Origin of the sequence: Scytonema hankhaensis NUACC26, assembly GCF_045865695.1 — a bacterium.
Classification (GTDB): Bacteria; Cyanobacteriota; Cyanobacteriia; order Cyanobacteriales; family Nostocaceae; genus Scytonema.
Window position 1 is genome coordinate 1 of record NZ_BAACAP010000160.1, and the last position, 22,316, is coordinate 22,316.

Annotated in this window: 18 protein-coding genes and 1 pseudogene; 12 read left to right on the forward strand and 7 right to left on the reverse strand. The window is 41.3% G+C overall.

The features are described 5' to 3' along the window. Window positions 1-92 precede the first annotated feature (92 nt). The 8 genes and pseudogenes from ACKTT2_RS12575 to ACKTT2_RS12610 all read left to right on the forward strand — a co-directional run bounded on the left by ACKTT2_RS12575 (window position 93) and on the right by ACKTT2_RS12610 (window position 7,694). Window positions 93-1,397, forward strand: coding sequence for a methyl-accepting chemotaxis protein (locus tag ACKTT2_RS12575; RefSeq protein WP_407887233.1), 1,305 nt, complete (start codon window positions 93-95; stop codon window positions 1,395-1,397). Between the two features lie 7 nt (window positions 1,398-1,404). Beyond that, window positions 1,405-2,478, forward strand: a complete 1,074-nt coding sequence (locus tag ACKTT2_RS12580) for a protein-glutamate methylesterase/protein-glutamine glutaminase (RefSeq protein ID WP_407887235.1) — start codon at window positions 1,405-1,407, stop codon at window positions 2,476-2,478. A gap of 11 nt (window positions 2,479-2,489) precedes the next feature. Next, entirely contained in the window at window positions 2,490-3,335 is an 846-nt protein-coding gene (locus tag ACKTT2_RS12585; RefSeq protein ID WP_407887237.1) for a CheR family methyltransferase, read from the forward strand. A gap of 38 nt (window positions 3,336-3,373) precedes the next feature. Beyond that, complete coding sequence (locus tag ACKTT2_RS12590) at window positions 3,374-3,739, forward strand: response regulator (RefSeq protein ID WP_407887239.1); 366 nt, start codon at window positions 3,374-3,376, stop codon at window positions 3,737-3,739. Window positions 3,740-3,746: 7 nt separating this feature from the next. After that, window positions 3,747-4,349: a chemotaxis protein CheX gene (locus ACKTT2_RS12595; RefSeq protein ID WP_407887241.1), complete on the forward strand. Its 603-nt coding sequence runs from the start codon at window positions 3,747-3,749 to the stop codon at window positions 4,347-4,349. A 49-nt stretch (window positions 4,350-4,398) separates the two neighbouring features. Further along, the gene (locus ACKTT2_RS12600; RefSeq protein ID WP_407887243.1) at window positions 4,399-6,027 is read left to right on the forward strand and encodes an ATP-binding response regulator; all 1,629 of its coding nucleotides are present in this window, start codon (window positions 4,399-4,401) and stop codon (window positions 6,025-6,027) included. Window positions 6,028-6,485: 458 nt separating this feature from the next. Next, a pseudogene (locus tag ACKTT2_RS12605) lies at window positions 6,486-6,653 on the forward strand (DUF4079 domain-containing protein); the annotation flags it as partial. 303 nt (window positions 6,654-6,956) lie between these two features. Next, complete coding sequence (locus tag ACKTT2_RS12610; RefSeq protein WP_407887245.1) at window positions 6,957-7,694, forward strand: hypothetical protein; 738 nt, start codon at window positions 6,957-6,959, stop codon at window positions 7,692-7,694. 122 nt (window positions 7,695-7,816) lie between these two features. Here ACKTT2_RS12610 and ACKTT2_RS12615 read toward each other — a convergent pair whose 3' ends face one another. The 3 genes from ACKTT2_RS12615 to ACKTT2_RS12625 form a co-directional block, all read right to left on the reverse strand. Further along, window positions 7,817-8,704 carry a hypothetical protein gene (locus tag ACKTT2_RS12615; RefSeq protein ID WP_407887247.1) on the reverse strand — a complete coding sequence of 296 codons (888 nt, stop codon included), beginning with the start codon at window positions 8,702-8,704 and terminating at the stop codon, window positions 7,817-7,819. Window positions 8,705-8,926: 222 nt separating this feature from the next. Further along, window positions 8,927-9,439 (reverse strand): hypothetical protein, encoded by a 513-nt coding sequence (locus tag ACKTT2_RS12620; protein WP_407887249.1) that lies wholly within the window; start codon window positions 9,437-9,439, stop codon window positions 8,927-8,929. Window positions 9,440-9,726: 287 nt separating this feature from the next. After that, window positions 9,727-10,371, reverse strand: coding sequence for a methyltransferase domain-containing protein (locus tag ACKTT2_RS12625; RefSeq protein WP_407887250.1), 645 nt, complete (start codon window positions 10,369-10,371; stop codon window positions 9,727-9,729). Window positions 10,372-10,457: 86 nt separating this feature from the next. On the opposite strand from ACKTT2_RS12625, the gene ACKTT2_RS12630 reads away from it, so the two are divergent. The 3 genes from ACKTT2_RS12630 to ACKTT2_RS12640 all read left to right on the forward strand — a co-directional run bounded on the left by ACKTT2_RS12630 (window position 10,458) and on the right by ACKTT2_RS12640 (window position 13,613). Beyond that, the gene (locus ACKTT2_RS12630) at window positions 10,458-12,170 is read left to right on the forward strand and encodes an ArnT family glycosyltransferase (protein WP_407887252.1); all 1,713 of its coding nucleotides are present in this window, start codon (window positions 10,458-10,460) and stop codon (window positions 12,168-12,170) included. Further along, window positions 12,167-12,718 carry a hypothetical protein gene (locus ACKTT2_RS12635; RefSeq protein ID WP_407887254.1) on the forward strand — a complete coding sequence of 184 codons (552 nt, stop codon included), beginning with the start codon at window positions 12,167-12,169 and terminating at the stop codon, window positions 12,716-12,718. The genes ACKTT2_RS12630 and ACKTT2_RS12635 overlap by 4 nt, the downstream gene beginning before the upstream one ends. 109 nt (window positions 12,719-12,827) lie before the next feature. Next, the gene (locus ACKTT2_RS12640) at window positions 12,828-13,613 is read left to right on the forward strand and encodes a TspO-related membrane protein (RefSeq protein ID WP_407887256.1); all 786 of its coding nucleotides are present in this window, start codon (window positions 12,828-12,830) and stop codon (window positions 13,611-13,613) included. Between the two features lie 562 nt (window positions 13,614-14,175). On the opposite strand, the gene ACKTT2_RS12645 is transcribed toward ACKTT2_RS12640, so the two are convergent. The 4 genes from ACKTT2_RS12645 to ACKTT2_RS12660 form a co-directional block, all read right to left on the reverse strand. After that, the gene (locus ACKTT2_RS12645; protein WP_407887258.1) at window positions 14,176-14,991 is read right to left on the reverse strand and encodes an SDR family NAD(P)-dependent oxidoreductase; all 816 of its coding nucleotides are present in this window, start codon (window positions 14,989-14,991) and stop codon (window positions 14,176-14,178) included. A gap of 293 nt (window positions 14,992-15,284) precedes the next feature. Continuing rightward, window positions 15,285-17,774: a PAS domain-containing protein gene (locus ACKTT2_RS12650; RefSeq protein WP_407887260.1), complete on the reverse strand. Its 2,490-nt coding sequence runs from the start codon at window positions 17,772-17,774 to the stop codon at window positions 15,285-15,287. An 85-nt stretch (window positions 17,775-17,859) separates the two neighbouring features. Next, window positions 17,860-18,990 (reverse strand): TPM domain-containing protein, encoded by a 1,131-nt coding sequence (locus ACKTT2_RS12655; protein ID WP_407887263.1) that lies wholly within the window; start codon window positions 18,988-18,990, stop codon window positions 17,860-17,862. A gap of 492 nt (window positions 18,991-19,482) precedes the next feature. Then, on the reverse strand, window positions 19,483-21,234 hold the full coding sequence (locus ACKTT2_RS12660) for a hypothetical protein (RefSeq protein WP_407887265.1): 1,752 nt from the start codon (window positions 21,232-21,234) through the stop codon (window positions 19,483-19,485). Between the two features lie 127 nt (window positions 21,235-21,361). On the opposite strand from ACKTT2_RS12660, the gene ACKTT2_RS12665 reads away from it, so the two are divergent. Then, on the forward strand, window positions 21,362-22,276 hold the full coding sequence (locus ACKTT2_RS12665; protein WP_407887267.1) for a glycosyltransferase family 2 protein: 915 nt from the start codon (window positions 21,362-21,364) through the stop codon (window positions 22,274-22,276). Window positions 22,277-22,316 lie beyond the last annotated feature (40 nt).

A 22,316-nucleotide genomic window follows, 5' to 3' on the forward strand; every position in this document is an offset into this window, starting at 1 on the left:
ATCGGGGAGGGTTAGGGTGGGGTAAAAAATATTTAATACATCAATCATGAATTTTCAAATATTTATAAATATTCTCTAAGGATTGCTAAGTAATGACTACAAATCGGGCTGGCAAAACAGCCAATTCTAAATCTTCTTCGGTAAATAGTACAGATTCGGCAGAGACCGATCGCAGTGCTACAGATGTGAAACTGCAACCGTTACTAGAAGCAATGAAAGCAGCCCGAAACGGCGATTTGAGCGTCCGTTTACCAATCGAGAATAATGGCTTGGGTGAAATTGCTTTAGTTTTTAATGAATGGGTGAGTTGGAATCAAAGCTTTGTCAACCAGGTTAATCACTTAACATCCGAAATTGCGACAGAAGGAAAGTTCGGTGCTCAAGCCGTTGTCAAAGGAGCGAAAGGTTCTTGGAAAGAATTGCTCGACAACTTGAACCGGATGTCATTAAATCTAACAGAGCAGCTCAAAAGTATAAGTGAAGTCACGCTTGCCGTTGCTCAAGGAAATTTGTCTCAGCATATTGAGGAACACAATACCGGAGAGTTTGAGCAACTCACCAATAATGCCAATCAAATGATTACCAGCTTGAAATCTTCTATTAGACAAATGGCAGAGGTTGCAACTGCAGTTGCATCTTCTGCAGAAGAACTAACCGCAGTTAGTCAAGAAATGACTAACAACGCCAAACAAACAGCAGAACAGGCGACTTCCGCCTCTACCTCAGCAGAACAGGTAAATCAGAATACTAGTACAGTTGTAATTGCGGTAGAAGAGATGAATGCCAGTATTCGAGAAATTGCCAAAACTGTTGCTCAAGGAGCAAAAGTCTCGACTGAGGCAGTGAAAACCGCCGATCGCACAAACCAAACAATTGACAAACTCGGTCAAAGTAGCGTTGAAATTGGTAAAGTCATTAGGGACATTACCTCCATCGCTCAACAAACAAAGTTACTAGCACTTAATGCTACGATTGAGGCTGCAAGAGCTGGGGATGCAGGTAGGGGATTTGCTGTAGTCGCCAACGAGGTGAAGGAACTAGCCAAACAAACGGCAAATGCTACCGAAGATATTAGCCAGCGAATTGAAGCAATTCAAATCGATACCAAAAGTGCAGTTGATGCGATCGCTCAGATTACTGATATTATCAACCAAATGAACGACCTGCAAAGCACCATTGCGAGTGCTATTGAGGAGCAAACAGTCACCACGAATGAAATTGCTCGGAATATCGCTGAAGCCGCCAAAGGAACATCAGATATTACCAAAAATATTGGGGTTGTAGCGCTCAATGCTCAAAGCACAACGGCTGGAGCTAGTAATATGTCACAAGCCGCCGCAGAGCTAGCTCGTATGGCAGCAGATTTACAGAAAGCTGTTAACAAATTTAAATATTAGTATAGTTATGCCCAAGATCCGGGTGCTTGTTGTAGATGACGCAGTTGTAGTTCGCTCTCGAGTCAGTAAGATTTTGTCTAGCGATCCAGAACTAGAAGTTGTAGGAGTTGCTGCCAATGGTCGAATTGCCCTAGCCAAGATTCCTCTTGTTAATCCTGATGTCGTGCTTTTGGATGTCGAGATGCCAGAGATGAATGGTTTAGAAACTCTTGCGGCAATTCGACAAATTTATCCAAACTTAGCAGTCATTATGTTCAGCACCTCCACGCGCACTGGGGCGATCGCTACACTTGAAGCGCTCTCTTTAGGTGCATCAGATTACGTCACAAAACCTAGTAATCTTGGAAGTGTGGAGGCAGCAAACCAACATATCTGTGAAGATTTAATCCCCAAAATCAAGGTACTTGGTGTCAGAACAACTCCCTCACCAACGCCAACGACAATAACCGATCGAGCTGTTCCTCCTGTACGCAATAAGGTAAAACAAGTAAATGTTGTCGCAATTGGGGTTTCTACCGGAGGACCCAACGCCCTCGCTACCCTGCTCGGGAAACTTCCCGCCGATTTACCGGTTCCCATCCTAATCGTGCAACATATGCCTCCAATGTTTACAAAACTATTAGCCGAACGATTATCCTCTCAGTGTCAAATTCGAGTTGATGAAGCGATTCCTGGAAAAGTCCTAGAACCCGGACAAGTTTGGATTGCACCAGGAGATTATCACATGGTTGTGGAACGAGAAGAAACTGTAGTTCGACTGGCTACACATCAAACACCAAGCGAAAATTCCTGTCGCCCTTCAGTTGATGTCCTCTTACGTTCGGTTGCACGGGTTTATGGTGCTGGGGCGATGGCGGTTATACTAACAGGGATGGGACAAGATGGGTTAAATGGTTGCCAATGTATCCGCGAAGTAGGAGGACAGGTGCTTGCACAAGACAAAGCTAGTAGTGTGGTGTGGGGAATGCCCGGATTCGTTGTAAATGCAGGGCTTGCCGATCGAGTTGTTCCCCTCGAGCAAATGGCAGCCGAAATCCTGTACAGAATTCGTTATTATCGAGATCCGATTTTAGGTACGTAGTAAAGTATGTTATGGCTGTAAGTACCGCTGACTTTGACTATCTTCGTCAATTAGTACATAATCATTCTGGAGTTGTCTTGCATGCTGATAAAACTTATTTGGCAGAGCTATATTTGCAGCCAATTGCAGAATCAGCAGGATTTTCTTCAATTGCTGAATTGGTAACTTACCTACAGGCTCAGCCGTTCGGAAGCCTTCACACTCAAGCGATTGAGGCGCTAGTTACCAACGAAACGTCATTTTTCCGCGACGTTTACCCCTTTGAAGCACTGAAAGACTTTGTGTTGCCAGAGTTGATCGAAAAACGAGCTATTGAGCGATCGCTAAATATTTGGTGTGCTGCTTGTTCCAACGGACAGGAACCTTACAGCATCGCCATGCTCATTAACGAACATTTTCCCGTACTTGCCAATTGGTCTGTACGGCTGATTGCCAGTGATTTTTCCAGTAAGGTATTAGCACGAGCTAGTAAAGGGTGTTACAATCAGCTAGAAATTAAGCGCGGACTTGCGAAACCACTTCGCGAAAAGTATTTTCAAAAACTAAGTAGTGATTGGAAAATTAAAGAAGTCATCTCCCAAAGGGTAGAGTTTCGTCAGATTAATCTATTGCAATCTTGGTCATCCCTGCCCGAAATAGACATTATATTTTTACGCAATATTTTAATTTACTTTGATATAGCAACTAAGAAAGCTTTACTGAAAAAGGTGAAGCAGCACTTAAGACCAGATGGCTTTCTCTTTCTTGGTAGTGGTGAAACGACCATTAACCTAGATAAATCATTCAAGCGAGTGCAATTTGACAAGGGAATTTGTTATCGGTTACATGATGCTGAGAGCAGAACAATTAACGTATAATCAATAATTATGGTTTAACAAATCCAAAGGCAAAGCTGATGGCATTAGTTCTAATTATCGATGATGCAGCATTTTCTCGCCGAATGATCCGTAAGTTTCTGCAAGGAAACGGCTATGAGATCGTAGAAGCAACTAATGGACGTGAAGGATTAGAAATAGTTCACGATCGCAAGCCTAATTGTGTCTTAGCCGATCTTTTAATGCCAGACATGAACGGATTTGAATTTCTTAAAGCTTTACAAGATGAAGGATTAAAAATTCCCACAATTATCATCTCAGCCGATATTCAAGAAGGATCGCGTGCTCGGAGTTATAATTTGGGAGCAGTCAACTTTATTAATAAACCGCCAAAAGAAAATGAATTGCGATCGGCAGTTCAGCAAGTTCTTAATATTAAGGAATGAAGCTCCTATGAATGTGACAGCAGATCAACTAGATGCCTTACAAGAATTGATTAATATCGGAGTTGGTCGAGCAGCCAGTCTACTCAATGAGATGCTAGACTCGCACATTCGTTTGGAAATTCCGTTTGTGAAAGTTTTGACTGCTTCAGAAGCTTATCAAGAATTAGTAACACGATTTGAACGCGATAGTTTGGCGGCTGTAAAACTAGGCTTTACTGGTTCGTTTTCTGGAACGGCTGGTTTGATTTTTCCGACAGAAAGCGCATCCACATTAGTTACAGTTCTTACAGGTGAAGAACCAGGATCGGCTGACTTAGATGCCGTTAAAATTGGCACGCTCAGTGAAATTGGTAATATTGTGATTAATGGGGTGATGGGTTCGATCGCTAATGTGCTCGAGCAGCACATGAACTACACATTGCCCGTATACTTAGAAGATACAGTTGATAATTTATTATTATCTACAAATTTGAATAACTCTAAAATTTTACTTGCAAAAGCAAGTTTTACAATTGAAGAATTAGAAATTATTGGAGATATTATTTTAGTTTTTGAGGTATCTACATTCGAGACATTAATTAATGTAATTAAAGAGATTGGAGTTACCTGAATCAGAAAAGTGATTAAATGGAGCAAAAAATCAAAGATATCCTGATGAAATGAGAAACGAAATTGAGCAAGCTCAAGAAAAATTTAGCCTTCTAGATCGAATTCCTTTGGGAAGTTTTGTTTTGCATTCAGATTACACTGTTTTATTCTGGAACTCCTGTTTGGAGGAATGGACAAAAATTCTGAGAAGTCAGATTTTAGGAAGTTCGATTTATGAATATTTTCCTCATCTAAATCAATCTCGTTATGGGAGCCGTTTGCACCAAATTTTTGAAGGTGGACCCCCCACAATCTTTTCTTCTCAATTGCATAAATATGTCATCCCCGTACCTGTAGCACCGGATAGATACCGCATTCAGCACACAACAGTTACATCTGTACCTGCATTAACTGGAGATGGTTTCTATGCCCTTTTCTCAATTCAGGATGTCACCGATTTAACGTTCCGAGTTCAAGAATATAGGAATTTGCGCGATCGGGCATTGGCTATAGCAGAAGAACGCCAGAAAGCAAAAGAAGCAGCTGAAACAGCAAACCGCATTAAAGATGAATTCCTTGCAATAGTGTCTCACGAACTTCGTTCTCCTCTAAATCCAATATTAGGTTGGGCAAAGCTCTTAAAAAAACGTTCGTTAAACGAAGCCACTAGCGTTCGTGCCATTGAAACCATCGAACGCAATGCCGAACTACAAGTACAATTAATTGACGATCTGTTAGATATTTCCCGCATTCTTAGGGGCAAACTCGCACTTAATTTAGAAACCGTTAATCTTGCTTCTGTTATTGAAGCTGCTTTAGAGACAGTACGATTAGCAGCAGAAGCAAAATCAATTCAAATTCACCTACACCTGGACAAAAAAATTGGACGGGTAAAGGGCGATAGCAACCGTCTTCAACAAGTTATTTGGAATCTGCTTTCTAACGCGGTCAAATTCACACCACTTGGTGGAAAGGTGGAAGTCTACTTAGAACAAATTGGTTCTGAGGCACAAATCCAAGTTAAGGATACAGGTCAGGGTATTAGTGCTGACTTTTTGCCATATGTATTTGAGTCTTTTCGCCAAGCAGATAGTAGCATCACCCGCAGAACGGGTGGACTAGGACTTGGTTTAGCGATTGTACGCCAGCTTGTCGAGCTTCATGGTGGTAGAGTTTGGGCAGAGAGCTTTGGTGAAGGAAAAGGCGCAACATTTACAGTTTGTTTGCCACCGTCGCAACAAAGTCAGAAGTTAGCAAGGGAAGATTCCAAGGTACTTAACAATTCCTATCCATTTTCTATGGTTTGCGCTCCACTAGAAGGTATACAGGTGTTAGTTGTAGATGATGAGGCTGATACACGCGATTTTCTAGCCTTTCTATTGGAACAGCAAGGAGCAATTGTTACAACTGTAGCATCAGCCAATGAAGCACTCGCTGCAATCGCACAGTCAAAGCCAGATGTGCTGTTGAGCGATTTGGGTATGCCAGAAGTTGATGGTTACGCTTTGATCCAGAAATTGCGATCGCTCAGCGTCGAGCGAGGAGGAAAAATCCCCGCGATCGCCCTAACCGCATACGCTGGAGAGGCGACACAGCAACAAGTTTTTGCAGCCGGATTTCAACTATATATTTCTAAACCAGCCGATCCCACCAAATTAGTCACTGCAATTGCAGCACTTTTGACTAACTCTCCGACATAAACACAGCAGTTCTCACCAGAATGACGTACAGATTCATCCGCTACGGGCTGCTACAGGCTGCGGTTCCATAAATTTTTTCAAAACTTAGTAACAGCAAGGGGAGTGCGATCGCCTTTTCTATGAAACAGAATGCGCGGCTTCAACAAAATTTTCAATATCAATTTGGTGGACTGACTACTAAGGTATTTTTTTCAAATTCTCAGCTTGTATTCATTTAACTGCTAAAAATACGCTTTAAAGTAACCTTAGCATTGAATTTGAGGAGGAGTGTTGCTCCAATGGTTGCCTTAAAGTAGCGAAATACACCATGAAGTAGTGTTTTAGAATCGCAAAAAACAAAATTGTAACGTTTTATGTAAACAGGTTTTTGTAAAAAGGTGTTCTATGGAGTTAGCAGATTTTCTTGGTCTTGTCCATCCAGCGATCGCAGTCTTTTTCGTATTTCCACTGTTTGGCATAGATCGAATCGTTGGCGTACAATTCACACAATTTTAAATTGCGTTGCCTTGTTACTATTTATTGGGCAAGGAATGACAGGTACGAGAGACTTGCTAGAAATTCCTTTAAGTTGGCAGGAACCTTATATTTATCAGTGTAATTTTACGGATAAAACCTGTCCTAAATAGCGATTGGGGGCTGGGGACTGGGGGCTGGGGACTGGGGACTAGGGAGACAAGGAGGACAAGGAGGATAAGGGAGAAAGTACTAATAACTATGTCTAATCCCCAATCTCCAATCCGGAATATGGGAAAAGATAGCTGAATCTTCATAAGATATCCACAAAGCTTGCAGATAATAGTATCTGTCACCTTATACCACTATGAAACAAGAATGCAACAGATAGTTAGTTGAAATTAAGCCCAGTTAAGGCTTTTTCAATTCAAAATCTAAAATCCCAAATAGTAAGACAAATTCTATTTATAAAACTTATGTTGAGACTCTATCACGTTCTCTTTGGTGCTCTTGTCGTTTCAGTATTAACACCACTTAGCTTAATACAAGCCTTCTCTAAATTTTCTGCCGAGCACAAATCGCAGCAACCAGCGGTTGTCCAAGCAAGTGCTTCTAACTCACAAACAATTCAAGGCAATATCTGGAAGACCATCTTAGGAAAAACAAGCGCCCCATCAGGCTGGAGTGTTTCACCTTGTGAAGGAACTGCACCTTTACTTTGCGTCTCTTCTCAAGAAAAAGTTTTGGGTACGGTTGAGATAGGAGTCTACCCTCTAGACAAACTACCGAATTTTCAAAAAATGCTAGTACAGGCTGGTATTTCAGCAAATTCCAAAATCAATTACCAAGACCCGAAGAACCAAAACCAGGTCACTTCAGCACTAGAACGTTGGACTTCCGAACATTACAACGTTTTGGCAAAAGATCGTAAGAAAGAGTATGGTAACAAAATTACCTTCTCATCCCAACCACCACAAACAGTGCAAGTCGGTCAATTGAAAGGAGTCTCTTACGGATTTGCAGGGCTGAAAAAACAAGGTGGCTCCCATGAAGAACATCGCGGCTATGTTGCTTTTGACGGCAAAGCCCTTTACGTTATTACAACTGCTTTTGACAAAGCTTCAACAACAGGGAAGTTTGAGAATTTGGAAAATCTCCGGAATTTTGAACCTCACTTGCCTGTAATTGTACGGCAAGTGAAATTACCAAAGTAAGGGCACGGCACTGCCGTGCCTTCACGGAAAAAGAACAAGCACATCACCTGTATCAATATACGTAACTAATGGGGGTTTAAAAACCAGCCATTAGGTTGATTTCAGGTAAATACTTGGAAGAATTAAATTTCAGCAAATGCCCGTTCAATGAGACGGCGTGCCAAAGTCTGCGTCCCTGTATGCTCGTAGTAGTTGGTTGAAACATCCAGGAATGCAGCTAAATAGTCGAGATTATTATCAGCAACATCAAGGAAGCTTTGCAAGTTGTGGGCAACCTTTTGAGGTGTTAAACCATTAGAAGCAACTATACCGCTCATCCAACCCTTAACTGAGTCAAAGCTTTCTCCAATAAAGTTAAGCTTTCCGCGAGAATCACCACCAGGAATCGCATCTTGAATATTTTTGTAAGTGGCATTCTGTTCCAATTCTTGAGGGTTTGTCTGACTAATTCTGGATAAAGCATGGTTGATAAAGTCCGGACCGAGAGGTAGTAAGCCATCTACACAAACTAAGGCAACCATGCGGATCAGCGACTCACCACTGTACTCACCTAAAGAAGCAACAAAATCTCCAATACTGTCTCCGGGAATACCGTTGATTTGACAGAAAGCTACCAATTCAGCAACTAACTTTAGACATAAATCAATCGTTTGGGCTTTATCAGATTTGGGGGTTACTTTGTTAAGAAAGCCAAAAAGAGGAATTTTTTCACCAACTTTATTTGCCAATGCGGCTGCACCAAGCGCTCTATCTGTGCTGTCAACAGTTTGATAGAGCCACATTGCGCGTTGGTATCCCTGAGAGCGATCGTTGTAGAGATAAATTGCTCTTTCACCAATTGCTTGAATTAGGCTGTCATCAGTTTCGCCAGTTACAGTTTTGATGGTATTGACAAATCCAACCACATTATGCCATTCACCCGGAGCTACGAAATCCAGCGAATTCAACATTGACACTGTTAAGCCGCCGGTTGGTAATTCATCAACCAGTTCAAAAATAGGTTTAGCCACGAAATACTCCTTATTATTTGGGGATTGGGGATTGGGGATTGGGGATTAGGGATTAGGGATTAGGGATTGGGGATTGGGGATTAGAGATTAGAGATTGGGGATTAGAGATTGGGGATTAGAGATTGGGGATTAGAGATTGGGGATTGGGTAGTGGGAGTAAGAATTTCCCAGTCCCCATTGCCCCTTATCCCCAGAGGGGACCCCGAGTTCCCCAGTCCCCACTTAATCTAGTTTTGCCAAACCACTAAGGTTAAATTTTTGTATCCATGCTTCGCGATCGCTTGCTGTAAATGACGGATCGCGGGAAATCACTTTGACTTGGTAGCGATTGTTAACTAGTACTGATGTTTGAGTATTACCTAATTGCCGTGCGGGATAACCAGCTATTTTTGTCGTGCTATTTGAGTAGCTAGCAGCCGCTCCAGGAACACTTTTTGTATCAGAAATAGCTAACATGGCTATATCTTTACCGTCTTGCTTCAACTTAGCTTCAGCAAAACCTTTTTTCTCTTGGGTAAAAACTCGTTGATAACCAGCACCAGCAGAAGGGAAGAACTTGTTAAATTCACTACCTTGAGTTGCTTCTTTAGCAACAGCTTGACCGCTTCTTTGCTTGCTACTTTCTTGCTGTACTTGGTCGAATCGTCCGGGTGCTTTCGTTGCACACCCGGTTGTGACTAGTAACAAACATAACAATAAAGCAACCAATACTCTACGGACACGAGGGAAAATCATCTTTGCCTCCTCCATGTGCTTAATCTACAGGCAACTAATTATCAGCTTTTCTGTAGCGTTTACCTGAAAAATTTACTTTCTGATAAGTTTTGAGCGCAACTACCGTAAGGTAGGGGCTAGGGGTTAGGGACTTTCAAATAAAAAAATAATCAACTTTCTCTTGTGGTACGGGCTTCTGGCCCGTACTTTATTAATGACGGGCCAGAAGCCCGTACCACAAGATTGGGGAGATTTGTTTGTTGGACATCCCTTAGAGAGTCTTAATAACCAATCGCCAATCGCCATTCTCAATTACGATACGCTATGACAGCATAGAATGGATCTCCTCCGCCGATCCCCAACCACTGTAATACATTGGGAGTTGTTGACTGACGTGCAATAACTTCTGGTGAAGAAAAACCTGGTACAGAAGAGAAGTAGCTTTTTACGAGTGTAACGCGGCTCGCTTCACTACCCTCGCGCCACGCTTGAATTGCTTTTTGGAAAAACATTCGATTGGAAAAGCTGACAATTGCTACACCACCCGGTTTAAGAATGCGGTGAATTTCTGAAAAAATTGCTTCTGGATATTGTAAGTACTGAACGGAAACACAGTTAAGTACAGCATCAAAATCTTGGTCTGGTAAAGGAAGTCGGGGATTTTCGTTGAGATTCTGTACGAAGTAATGATTCAATTGTGGATTGCGTTCTAGCTCCTCAGCATTTAACCCATGTCCTTCTACATGGTCAAATTCCATCTCCTCTGGTAAATGGGACACCCAACTGCTCATCATATCAAAGATGCGAGTATTGGGTTTGAGTCGCTCGCGGTATAAGTCAGTCAACTGTTGAATAAAGCCTTCATCCACATGAGTGACGAAGCGGGGATTTTCGTAAAACAGCGTGTCATCTGTAACGTCTAGCTTGTCGCGTTGCTCTGGTTTTAATGGCATTGGAACAATTTTGATACCACAATACGTATTCTAGTAATAGATACAAAAACTAAAGGAGCCAAACAAATATTTGGCTGAATTCTTAAATGTTATATAAAGTACAATTTATTTATCGGAATAGGGTTTTTACTGAGATTTTGCCCGGTCTTCCCTATATAAGCTTGTTATTTTGGACACTGACGCTACTACTGTTTAACTCGGGACAAGACAGCTTGATGGCACACGATGAAGGTCTTTATGCTTGGCGATCGCGTTTCATGGTAGAGTCAGGAGACTGGATACATCCGTGGTCAACGCCTCATCATAAAACACCAGGTCCCTACTGGTTAATAGCTAGTGCTTATACGTTGTTCGGAATTAATGAAACCAGCGTGCGACTGCCAAGTGCGATCGCGGGTATACTGTGCGTATTACTTTTATACGAAATCGGCAGAATTCTTTTAGGAAAAAAAGTGGCTTGGTTAGCTGCTGCCATTTTAAGTGTGGAATTCCTTTGGTTGCAATACAGTCGCTTGGGTACACCCGATGTACCTATGATTTTCTTGGTGCTTTTGGCTATTTGGTCTTTCTTAAAAGCGGAACTACATCCCCAATCCCGCTTTGTCTGGAGTTTTCTTGCTGGTTTAAGTTTTGGTTTGGGCTTCTTAGTCAGAAGCTTCATGATTGTCTTACCCATCGTCGCTTTGCTACCTTACCTTATTTGGGAACATCGCCGCCATCGTCATCTTACCAACCCAATGTTGTACTTGGGTTTTGTCGTAGGTTTAATTCCAACTTGTATCTGGCTTTGGTTAAACTTCCAGTACTATGGCAAAAACAGCTTTGCAGAATTAATCAACTTTGTACTTAATTTAAGTTCTGGCGAACGAAATAATAATGGTTTAGAGTTTTATTTCTGGAATTTACCAGTTCGAGCATTTCCCTGGTTCTTTGTTAGTCTTTTAGGCTTGGGAGTAGTTCTGCGTCGTCCCCTTCCTCGCTACCATCTCATCCTTATTGGTTTTCCTCTCACATTATTTGTCGAACTGACTCTTTTCCCGACTCGCCTACCTCACTACAGTCTCGCCCTCTATCCGTTCATTGCTTTACTTGCTGCTGTGGGTTTGAATTGGTTGGGTAGGGGTTATACCAATTTTCGTTTAGTTATGGAGACTAACAAAGGAACAAGGAGACAAAATACACAAAGAATCCCTTACTCCCTCACTCCCTCACTCCCTTCCTCCCTCCCCCCCTCCTCCTTAGCCCGCAATTTTACTTATGCCTTTGGTGGGTTGGGCGTTATACTGCTCATAGCAAGTGTTGTGGCTTTTAGTGTAGGTGATGCAGAAGTTCGCAAATATGCTGAGATGGGATTGGTATCAGGAATCGGTTGGTTGATTTTACCCATAATTTGGATTGCTCGTTACCATTACAGTCAAAAGTTTTTAACAGTTCGCTATTGGATAGCAGGTTGGTTAATTCCTGCTTGGTTAACTTTAGCTGTTGCTGGTGGTACTGGTATCTTATGTGACTATAACCCGGAGATAAAAGCTTTTATTCATCAGCCTGAGATTGCTCGAATTTTGTCTTCTTCACCCATTAACTTCGTACAGACAGGGGGAAAAACTGGAGTTTTGCTCAATTTCTACACTCCTCATCACGGACAGAAGGTACAACAAGTTTCTGAACTTCCGGCTGCTAGCTATGCTTGGATTCCTACAAAAAAAATGACTTTGGTGTCTCAGCCTTATCGTGTTTTGGGTACGGTGCAAAAGGTAAATTTAATTCAACTACTGAATAAAGATAAGCTAAAATCATGAGTGAATCCTATCAAATATTTATACTTATACCAAATGGCATTCAGGCAGAGAAGGCTGTCTATGATACCCATGAAATCGTTGAAAAAATGGGAGGAGTTTTAGATGAAGATTCAATGCTTATACTTAATGAAACTCAGAATGAAGAACCCGAGCCTGAATACATTACTGAACCAAGTGAAGCCCTAGCAACTTTGGCACAATGGTCTACATATGGAGCCATAGCATACTCAATGCCAGAATTTGTTATTACTATTGCCTACAAAGGTGTACCTACTAAGAACTTTATACAAGCTATTAAAATCTCAATAATGGAGAGAGCATTTGAAAGAGGTGGTGACGAAATCAAGAATAAGTATGCTGAATTAGCACAAAAACTACACGATAAATTTCAAGCAACTCGTACAATTATGGACTGGGGTATAGAATACAAAGGTTTTTGTTGGCTTGAGGAAATAGAACGATTAAACAGAGGTGAGTTTATTGGTCAATATACCATTTTAGATATTAAAGATAAATCAGTTGCGATAGCAAAGCTTACGGCTTTATAGCCGTATCGTAAACACTTGCCTATAAACTCACTCTTATGGTACAGGCGTCTCCGCCAGCCCAATTATAATTATAAGCTAGAAGAAAAATAGATTTTGTTGAAATAAAACCATGCAGCAGTCTAACTTCCGATTAGACAATGATTTTCTTCGTCAACTTCTTACACTAGCTACTATTATTGCTGCTTTTGTAGTGAATGTTATCTCTAATATCTTTCCATTGAATGGGCTAAGTATTGGTGAAATTTCTAATACATTGTTTCGAGATGTTCTCATTATTCCTGCTAACTATGCCTTTGCAATTTGGGGTTTGATTTACCTGGGTTTGTTTGCTTTTGCAGTTTATCAGTTTCTTCCCAATCAAAAGCAGGATTCAGATTTACGCAATATAGGTTATTTGCTGGTCATCGCCAGTCTAGCTCAAAGTATCTGGGTATACTTTTTTCTAAGTAGACTCTTTTTTCTTTCAGTCGTCGCTATGTTAGGCATTTTACTACCTCTCATTGTTGCTTACCTGCGATTGGAAATTGGTAAAAATCCTGTTTCTCGTATCAAAAAGTGGTGCGTACACTTTCCTATTAGTATTTACTTGGGATGGATTAGTGTGGCGACAATTGTGAATGTGGCTTGTGCTTTATATGCTCAGAATTGGGATGGAGGAGGAATTTCTGGAGAAATATGGACGTTGATTTTGTTGATAGTAGCAGCAGTTGTTGCTACAGCGATTGCAATTCAGTATCAAGATAGCGCTTATATAGGAGTTACAATTTGGGCATTAGTTGCGGTTGGTGTAAAAAATTGGGATAAAGCAACTGTCAGAAATTTGGCAATAGTTTTAGCGATCGCTCTTCTTATTCTCCTCGTTGTTCGAGTTTTTCGTAGCAAACGATTGGGGTAAATATTCATAGTTTGCTTAGAGCCCCAACAATTTTTACGGATGCTGTAGGCTCTTAATAAGTCAGACTCCTCACCTCGTTCCCTGGCGGAGCCAGGGAATGCCTTCTTTAGAGGCTCAGCCTAAGAGTGCTCAATATACATGGCAAGGCGGAGCCTCTAGGAATGCATTCCTAGCCTCCGGCTAGGAACGAGAGTCAAGAGAGTCAAGGGATGAGGGGAGGCATCTCTCATTGACCAGCTGTATTCTTTAAAAAGTCGGGAATCTTACAGTCAAAAGCAACCATTGAATTTAGAGATGGAGCTTTCTACTTGTTGCGAGACAAATCATTACTGTACGTTCGCTCCTGCTTGAAAGGGTGATAGGAATTAATGTCTGACTGGGTAAGGAAACAAAAGAATTGTGGATCTGCTAAAACCTAACCAGTGTATTACATGAAATAAGGGAAATTAGGTGGTTCCATGTAATACACTGAGTTACGGTCAATTGGGTTTCGGCAATTGCCCACAAAATCAACACCCTAGCCTAACACCACAAGTAATGTTTTGCAGAGAAAGTGTGTAAATTATATAACTTTAGTTTTTCCCTCATGTATACTTCTCACTATTTTTGTCACTAGCTTTCTTGGCGTAAATCTTACTAATTCCGACAATATCTTATTTTTCACACCCGGAATAACAAGAGTTGTGTTTGCCATTAGCCCACTATAGCCAATCTTGGCTACAGTTTTTGCACTCATCATCTTCTTATTTTTAACCAGTTCAGAGTCAGCCATCCCCGTTGTTTCATGAAAAGCAGATTCAGTAGGTCCTGGACAAAGAACAGTCACAGTAACACCTGTATTCTCTAACTCATTCGCGAGTGCTTCCGAAAATAATAAGATATAGGATTTAGTAGCAGAATAAACCGCCATCAAAGGTCCAGGTTGAAATGCAGCTGTTGAGGCAACATTTAATATTTTTCCGTTACCTTGGTTGACCATATCCTTCAGGAATAATTTAGTTAAATGGGTGAGAGACACCAAATTGACCTGTAGCATTTCCAGTTCAGCAGTGAGGTTGGTTTCGTTAAATAAGCCATGATTACCAAATCCAGCATTATTCACCAGTACATCGACTTTTATGGATGCTTGTTGTAAGTCTATGAAAATTTCTTCTGGAGTTGTTGAAACAGATAAATCCTTAATAATATTTTTCACAAAAATGCCGAACTTATGTTGGAATTTGTCCGCTATTTTAGAAAGCTTTTGTCCGTTCTTATCCACTAAGACAAGATTATAAGTATTACGGGCAAAAATGTGTGCTAATTCGTAACCAATTCCACTAGCTGCCCCTGTAATTAAAGCAGTTTTTTTGTACTGACCTTGGTATGTAATTTTCATACACGATGTCCAATTTAAATTCTCAGAACTATGAATATTTCCTACCTTAAGTTATAAGATTTGCAGAAACTGCTCATTGCAATAATTATGAGCTATTTTAGAAGCGTTCCACGGCAGTGAATGCCTTTATTGTCGAAATATGACTGAACTCCTTCGTCGTCATAGCAGAACTTGAAAAACTCCCCGACGAACAGTAATTACCGCGTGCTCGATTTGCTGCAGTCAAACCACATCTACTGGTTCTGGATTGGAGCACATGATGAGTATGATGAGTTGCTGAAACGTTTGTGATTTCAAAAGCCACTGCTCGTTAAATTGACGATCGCCTTTACCAACACCTCTGGGTCTACAGGTTTACTCAAATGCTGCTGAAATCCAGCTTGTAACGCCTGCTGCCGATTGAAATCTCCGGCATAAGCAGTTAAGGCAATCGCCTTCACCTGTCCCCCTTGCTTTGGTGATAGTAATCTCACTTGTTGCATGAGCATATACCCATCCATCTCTGGCATACCAATATCACTCAGGAGGACATCAAAGTGGGATTGCATTAACGTAGCAATGGCTTCTGTAGCAGAAGCAGTGGTGCTCGCGCTTGCTCCAGCTTGCTCTACCACAAAGGCAATGAAGTCTCGCGAGTCGGCGTCATCATCCACAATTAAGACTTGAATCCCATTCAAATTACCAGAAAATGACGGGGAATCGGGATTTGGATTAACTGATGACTGAATTGGCATGAGCGGAAGACGAACTGTAAAAGTGGCTCCCAATCCAACGCCATGACTCTTTGCTCGAATTGTGCCGCCATGCAGTTCCACAATCTGACGAACAATTGCCAACCCTAACCCTAATCCGCCAAACTTACGAGTGGTTGCTCCATCCTCTTGGCGGAAGTAGTCAAACACATGGGGCAAGAATTCTGGGGTAATGCCTTTGCCATTGTCGCAGACAGCGATCTGAGCTTGATTTTCCACTGACTCTAGGCGCATCTCAACCCAACCGCCTACAGGTGTGAACTTAACCGCATTGGAGAGCAGGTTCCACACAACCTGCTGCAAACGGGTGGCATCACCCAAAACTTGTCCGACTTCTGGGTCAAGATTTACCTCTACCTGAATTGATTTGGCTTCTGCCGCGAGTTTTATGGTTTCAAGCGCTCCTTGGATGACAGTTGGTAGATTGAGCGGCTCGACATTGAGGTTGAGCTTGCCTTGTAGAATCCGGGAAACATCCAGCAGATCTTCAATAAGTTCCGATTGCAGTTGGGCATTACGTTCGATCGTCTTTAATGCCTGCTGGGTTTTCGCTTCGTCTAGCTTGTGGTTTTGCAACAGTTTTGACCAACCTAAAATCGGATTGAGGGGCGATCGCAACTCATGGGACAGTACTGCCAAAAACTCATCTTTGATGCGATTAACGTTTTCTGCTTCTTCTCGTGCCGCTTGCTCGCGGGCAAGCAGTTGTTCTCGTTCTACTTCAATGCGTTTTTGCTCAGTAATATTGAGTACAGTGCCAACAAAGCGTTTTGGATTGTTGGCAGAATCAAAGTAAACCTGTCCTCTTGCCGTAATCCACCGTTCAATCCCATCTTGAATCCCGATCGTGCGATATTCAGTGTTATACTTGCCGCCGCTTGCTGGGTTCAGAGCCACTTGTATCACCTGTTCTAATCGTTCGCGATCGTCGGGATGTAATCCTGCAAAAAAGACTTCAATGCTGCTCTCGGCTTCTGGAGGTAAACCAAACATGGCTTTGCAATTCTCATCCCAAATCAATCGATGGGTACTTAGATTCCAGTCCCAAGTGCCTAATTGGGCAGATTCAAGCGCCATGCGGAAGCGATCTTCATTTTCTCGCAGAGCTGCTTGTGTCTGTCGCTGCTCAATCAGATCGGCAGCTTGGCGAGCAAGCAAATCGAGAAACCGCAACTCGCGATCGGTGGGGCGGCAGTGTTCGCACCAATGCGTCGAAAACATACCGATGGGTTTGCCAGAACGGGTTACTAGCGGAGTGGATTGGGCACAGAGATAACCTGCTTCCACATGCATTCTCAGTGAACCATCGGGGTCTTCGCTCTCCGGCACGTCAAAATCAACGAAAGTGCGTAAGCCATTCTTCAATGCGATACCACAGGAAGTATTAGAACTCGCATTCACGCGGTAGAAATGCTCGGTCATGTTCCGCTCAAAGCCATGCGTAGCAAGCAACAATAACTCCTGTGTTGCTTCGTCTAAAATTTGCACTGTTCCGGCATCAGCCCGCATTAAAGCGATCGCAGCAAACAAAATCTCTTGATACAGCGTTTGAACATCGCCTTCATTCACCAATCGCGCCCCTAGTTCGCGTAGTAGCTGCGTATCTTGTAAGTCTGCCGCAACAAAGGCAAGTTCTGTTTGTTTGTATTGGGTAATGTCTTCAGCAAAACCAGCCACTTGATAGGGCACTCCGGCTCGCTCCCGCATCAGAAAGCAGCGAGCGCGTACCCAACGCACCTCTCCATCAGGACGCACTACCCGATATTCGACTTCAAATCGTTCCTGCAAAACACAACGCGATGAGGTAGATCGTACTCGTTCCCTGTCATCGGGATGAATCGACTCAAAAAACTCATGTTGGTGAGTATACAAGCGTTGGCGATCGCGTCCCCAAATGCGATCGTAGGCAGGACTAACATAGAGAATGCGCGACTCCTTCGCATCTGCTAGCCAAAATACTGCATCAATAATATCTGCTATTTGACGAAGGTATTTTAACTCACTGCTCGTCAAATCCTCAACTAACGTCACAAATCCTCCTGTTCTGCCTTAAACGCTTCACTGAAACAGATTTCACAATTTTTTGGCGCTCGTGACGCGCGATCGTGCGCTTTATCTACCAACTCCCACCAGCACCTCCTCCACAGTCGCCCCCGGAACTACCACCTCCAGAACTACCACCTCCATCGTAATAACCACTAGAATAGTCCGCACTTATTGCTGGTATTGTTGTAACATTCGCTATGTAATAGTCGCAACAATAGCACTTTTCAGTCACGATTTTTTGACCGGGGTTGGCTGTAGTGGCTTGTTGCACAATCTGTGATGTACGTTCCACCGTCAATTCCTTACAGGTAGGACACATAATAAATTTACGACTTTTGGGTGCATAAGCACGGATATGAACTCCTGCATCGGTAGGGTTAGGATAACATTTTTGACACCGCCACCCCTCAAAACTAACGCTACCTAATGTTTGAGCGGCTTGCTCTGGTTTACTAAGGTAAGAAATAAGCGATAATGTGTTCAGTTTCTCCATTGGCTGTCGGCATTGAGCGCATTTTGCCACTTCATCTTTTTCAGTTTTGTTTACCCGAGAACGACCATTGGGTTCCAGTAAAGGATGACTTAAAGCTTTTGCAATTGCGATGGCACTTCCTATGCAAGCAATTCCTATGAATCCGAAGAAAATTGCTTCGGGATGGTATTTAGCTCTATCCTCCATATAACGGGATTGATTACCGGATAAAGAAGAAACAAGTGCTTGTGTTCCAGCAACTATTCCTGAAGAAAATTCCCCTAATTTAAATTGAGGAATGATTTGTAACTCAATAATTTCCTCTACACGCCTATTCGGTAAAACTGATGGAGTACCTTCGCTAGTTTTAATCTCTACTCTACGCTCGTCTTTAGAAATTAAAAATAATACACCATAGTTTTTTCCTCTTTTGCCAAGTCCCCAGCAATAAAAAAGGTCTCTTGCAAACTGCTTTGGGCTAGAACTAGGTGCTGTATCTGTCACTGTCACCACAGCTATTTCATTTCCTGTTTTCTTCTCCAAATTAGAAAGAACTTGATTTAACTGGGCTTCTGTTTCAGGGCTGAGTAAATCTGCCATATCTGTCACCCAATCTCGATTATTTACATGAGGATTGGGAACTTCTCGGATAGGAATAGCGTTTGCGGGTGCAGCAACATAGAAAAGCAAGAAACAAATTAAAGCTATCAATAAAGATTTTTTTAACATTTTTAAAATTCAGGGATTTACATACCATTTTGTATCTAATCAACTAGTGTAGGTATGTTTTGTTTGTATAACTCTACATTTCTAATATATATGGGGTACACACAAGTTGAAATTACCCCCCTTAGTCCCCCCTTGGAAAGGGGGGAAATCGGATTTTCAGTTCCCTTTATTGGAAGAGATGAAAGCTCGGATTTTCAGTTCCCTTTATTGGAAGAGATGAAAGCTCGAATTTTCAGTTCCCTTTATTAGAAAAGATGAAAGCTCGAATTTTCAGTTCCCTTTATTAGAAAAGATGAAAGCTCGAATTTTCAGTTCCCTTTATTGGAAGAGATGAAAGCTCGAATTTTCAGTTCCCTTTATTAGAAAAGATAAAAGCTCGGATTTTCAGTTCCCTCCCCTTGGAAAGGGGAGGGTTAGGGTGGGGTAAAATCAAACAATTAATTCAAATTTATATGTACACTGTAGCATTTCCAATGTGAGGAGATTTTGGTATTAATTAAGATTTATTTTCTTAACAATACATTTAGCGTCCAACAACATTGATTCTCCAGCATTGAATGTGGTACACTCTTGAACAAGCTTAGATAAAGCGGGAAGTGTTCCTTTTTGCAAACTCTCTAAAGTTTCTCTCATTAATTTTGCTAGCATATCATCTGGTAATTTTGGTGACAAATATTGACGCAACCATTTATTTTTTGTGATATATTCTGGGGTAAATACTCCTTTTTCTACCAATAAGAAATCTACCCCGTATTTTTGAATCAAATTCTGAGTATCTGCTAAATCGGGGCTGTAATGAGCGCGAATTAAATCCGCTAGTCGTTGGCGAAGTTGGCGGTAATATCCAATATGATATGCGATCGCATATTCACTCCCAACTAAAATAGGGCGTTGAGCAAAACTTGGTATGTTGTTAGCCTCTCCTAGCAAAGATGCTATGAGGGTATCTTTAGGGTATTTTTGAAGAAATTGATATAAACCTGTTGTTTGACCAACTACATAACTATTACTGGGAAAATTATTTTTCCAAATTATATTGGGATAGAAAACAATGAATGTCCCAACGATGACTGTAGTAAAAATTCCTAAAATTCTACGTTTGCGACTCGTATTAAGAATAGCATCTAATATTAACGTTAGTGCGATCGCAGTAGCTAAAGCTAGAATAATTTTAGAACTATGCACTGTAAATCGGCTTGGAAGATACAGCTTGAACAGCAAAATATGCGCGGCAAAAAACAAAAATAAGGAAGTAATAATTAGATGGGTTAGTGTAGAAATATTCTCTCGTACCTGTTGAACGAGAGGAAAACGAGCTTTCAATTGCAGTAACAGAGGTAAAAAGAGTCCCAGAAAAACTATCGGTGGATTAAACGATATTCTCAGCCCAGCACGACTTGCAGAAAACCAAAATCGCCATGGATTTTCATCATGAAAAAAACTCATCCTTCCAGATGAGAGAAACTCTGGTAATGTTCTAGCCTCTTTTACAGTCATTAAGGGACTAAATTGCGAAGCATCTAAAAAATAAGGGAGCAGACTTCCGAATGCAACTAATATTCCCAATCCACAAAACAAATAATCGCTACGTTCTCTAGATAATCGTAGTAAACCATTATGAAACTTAAAAATTGGCAAAATTAAAATGCCAACAGATATTAGCACAAATCCAGGATAGAATAATCCCAGTAGGGCTAGGAATATAAGGCATGGAAATAACGCTCGCTTCAGGAGATAATAAGTAAACGCAAAGAAAAAAGGATAGAGAAAAGCTCTAGATGTTGCTGAAAGAAGATCGTCTCCCAGCCATAAACCCTGATTCAGCAACAGCGTACCGATAAAACCAGTTAGTGGTATTGGCAAGATTTCTACACAAATCCCAAAGCAATAAACTGTTGTCATTATACCCAGTAAAACTGGTAGAATCTTACTGGCTAAAATTGGGTTGATTCCTATAATTGCTAGGATTTGATAAAAAGCTTTGTACCCTGGTGGCGAAATAGATTCAAAGTAATCTGTTATCAAATCTTTTGGAAACAATTGATGATCTACAAATCGTTGCATCCAAAAAATATGCTGTCGGGCGTCGTCTTGAATGATGTATTGATGTTGAAAGGCGGGTAATATAGCGATCGCACTATAAACAATTACCACAGCGATACTTAAAGTCAACCAAAAGATGGTAGAGCTTTTATTTTTTTTAGTTAAAGATGTAAATGAGTTATAGATGTCAGTTGCTGCCATTTTCTGGGAATAATTTATATTTCAATAAAAAGTGAGTTCAGAACCCCGACTTCTTAAAAAAGTCGAGGTTCTAACTTTTCTCAAATGATTTAGTATTGCTATATAACATAACTTTTAAGAAATCATCATGCAGCCAGACACGCGAACAGGTAAAGATTCTCAATTTACACAATCTGTATGTCCAGCTTTTTCGCTTGTTCTGCCTGTATATAACGAAGAAAAAAGCATTGCAGCTACATTAAATAATTTGCGCAGTACCCTTAACTTAGCTAACTGTCAGTACGAGATTATTGTAGTTAACGATGGATCTACAGATGAGACTAGTAATATTTTAAGCTCCCACAGTGACATTCGTATAATAGAACATATCAGAAATCGGGGATATGGTGCAGCTCTAAAATCAGGAATTCGCCAAGCCAAGTATCCCCTGATTGTTATTACTGATGCTGATGGGACTTATCCTAACGAACGGATTCCAGAATTAGTAACTCTTAGCGATCGCGCTGACATGGTTGTTGGAGCTAGAATAGGCAACAATGTTACATACTCAAATCTCCGTAAAATCCCTAAGTGGTTTTTAGTTCGTTTTGCTGAATGGATTTCCACTACGAGCATTCCAGACTTGAATAGTGGGTTAAGGGTGTTCCGTAAAAGCATAGTTGAGGAATTTTTGAATATCCTACCCGATACCTTCAGCTTTACTACCACTATTACATTAGCAATGCTCACCAATCACTACATCGTTCACTATGTCCCCATTGACTACCATCATCGGGTAGGTAAAAGCAAGATTAAACCCATTCAAGACACTTTACGTTTTGTGCAACTGATTCTGCGAGTAGGAGTGTATTTTGCCCCTTTACGAGTCTTTTTACCTGTAGCAGGATTATTTTTCGCTGGTTTTCTGATGACACTCTGCCAAGATATCTTCATCAGACGCGATTTAACCGAGCGTACTTTGATTCTTTTTGTTGCTGCTACTCAATTGAGTATGTTTGCTTTACTCGCTGATATGATTGACAAGCGGAGTGGGAAAAGGTAGTTGCTAATTGGTTATAATGTGCCATAATAAATAGTACGCA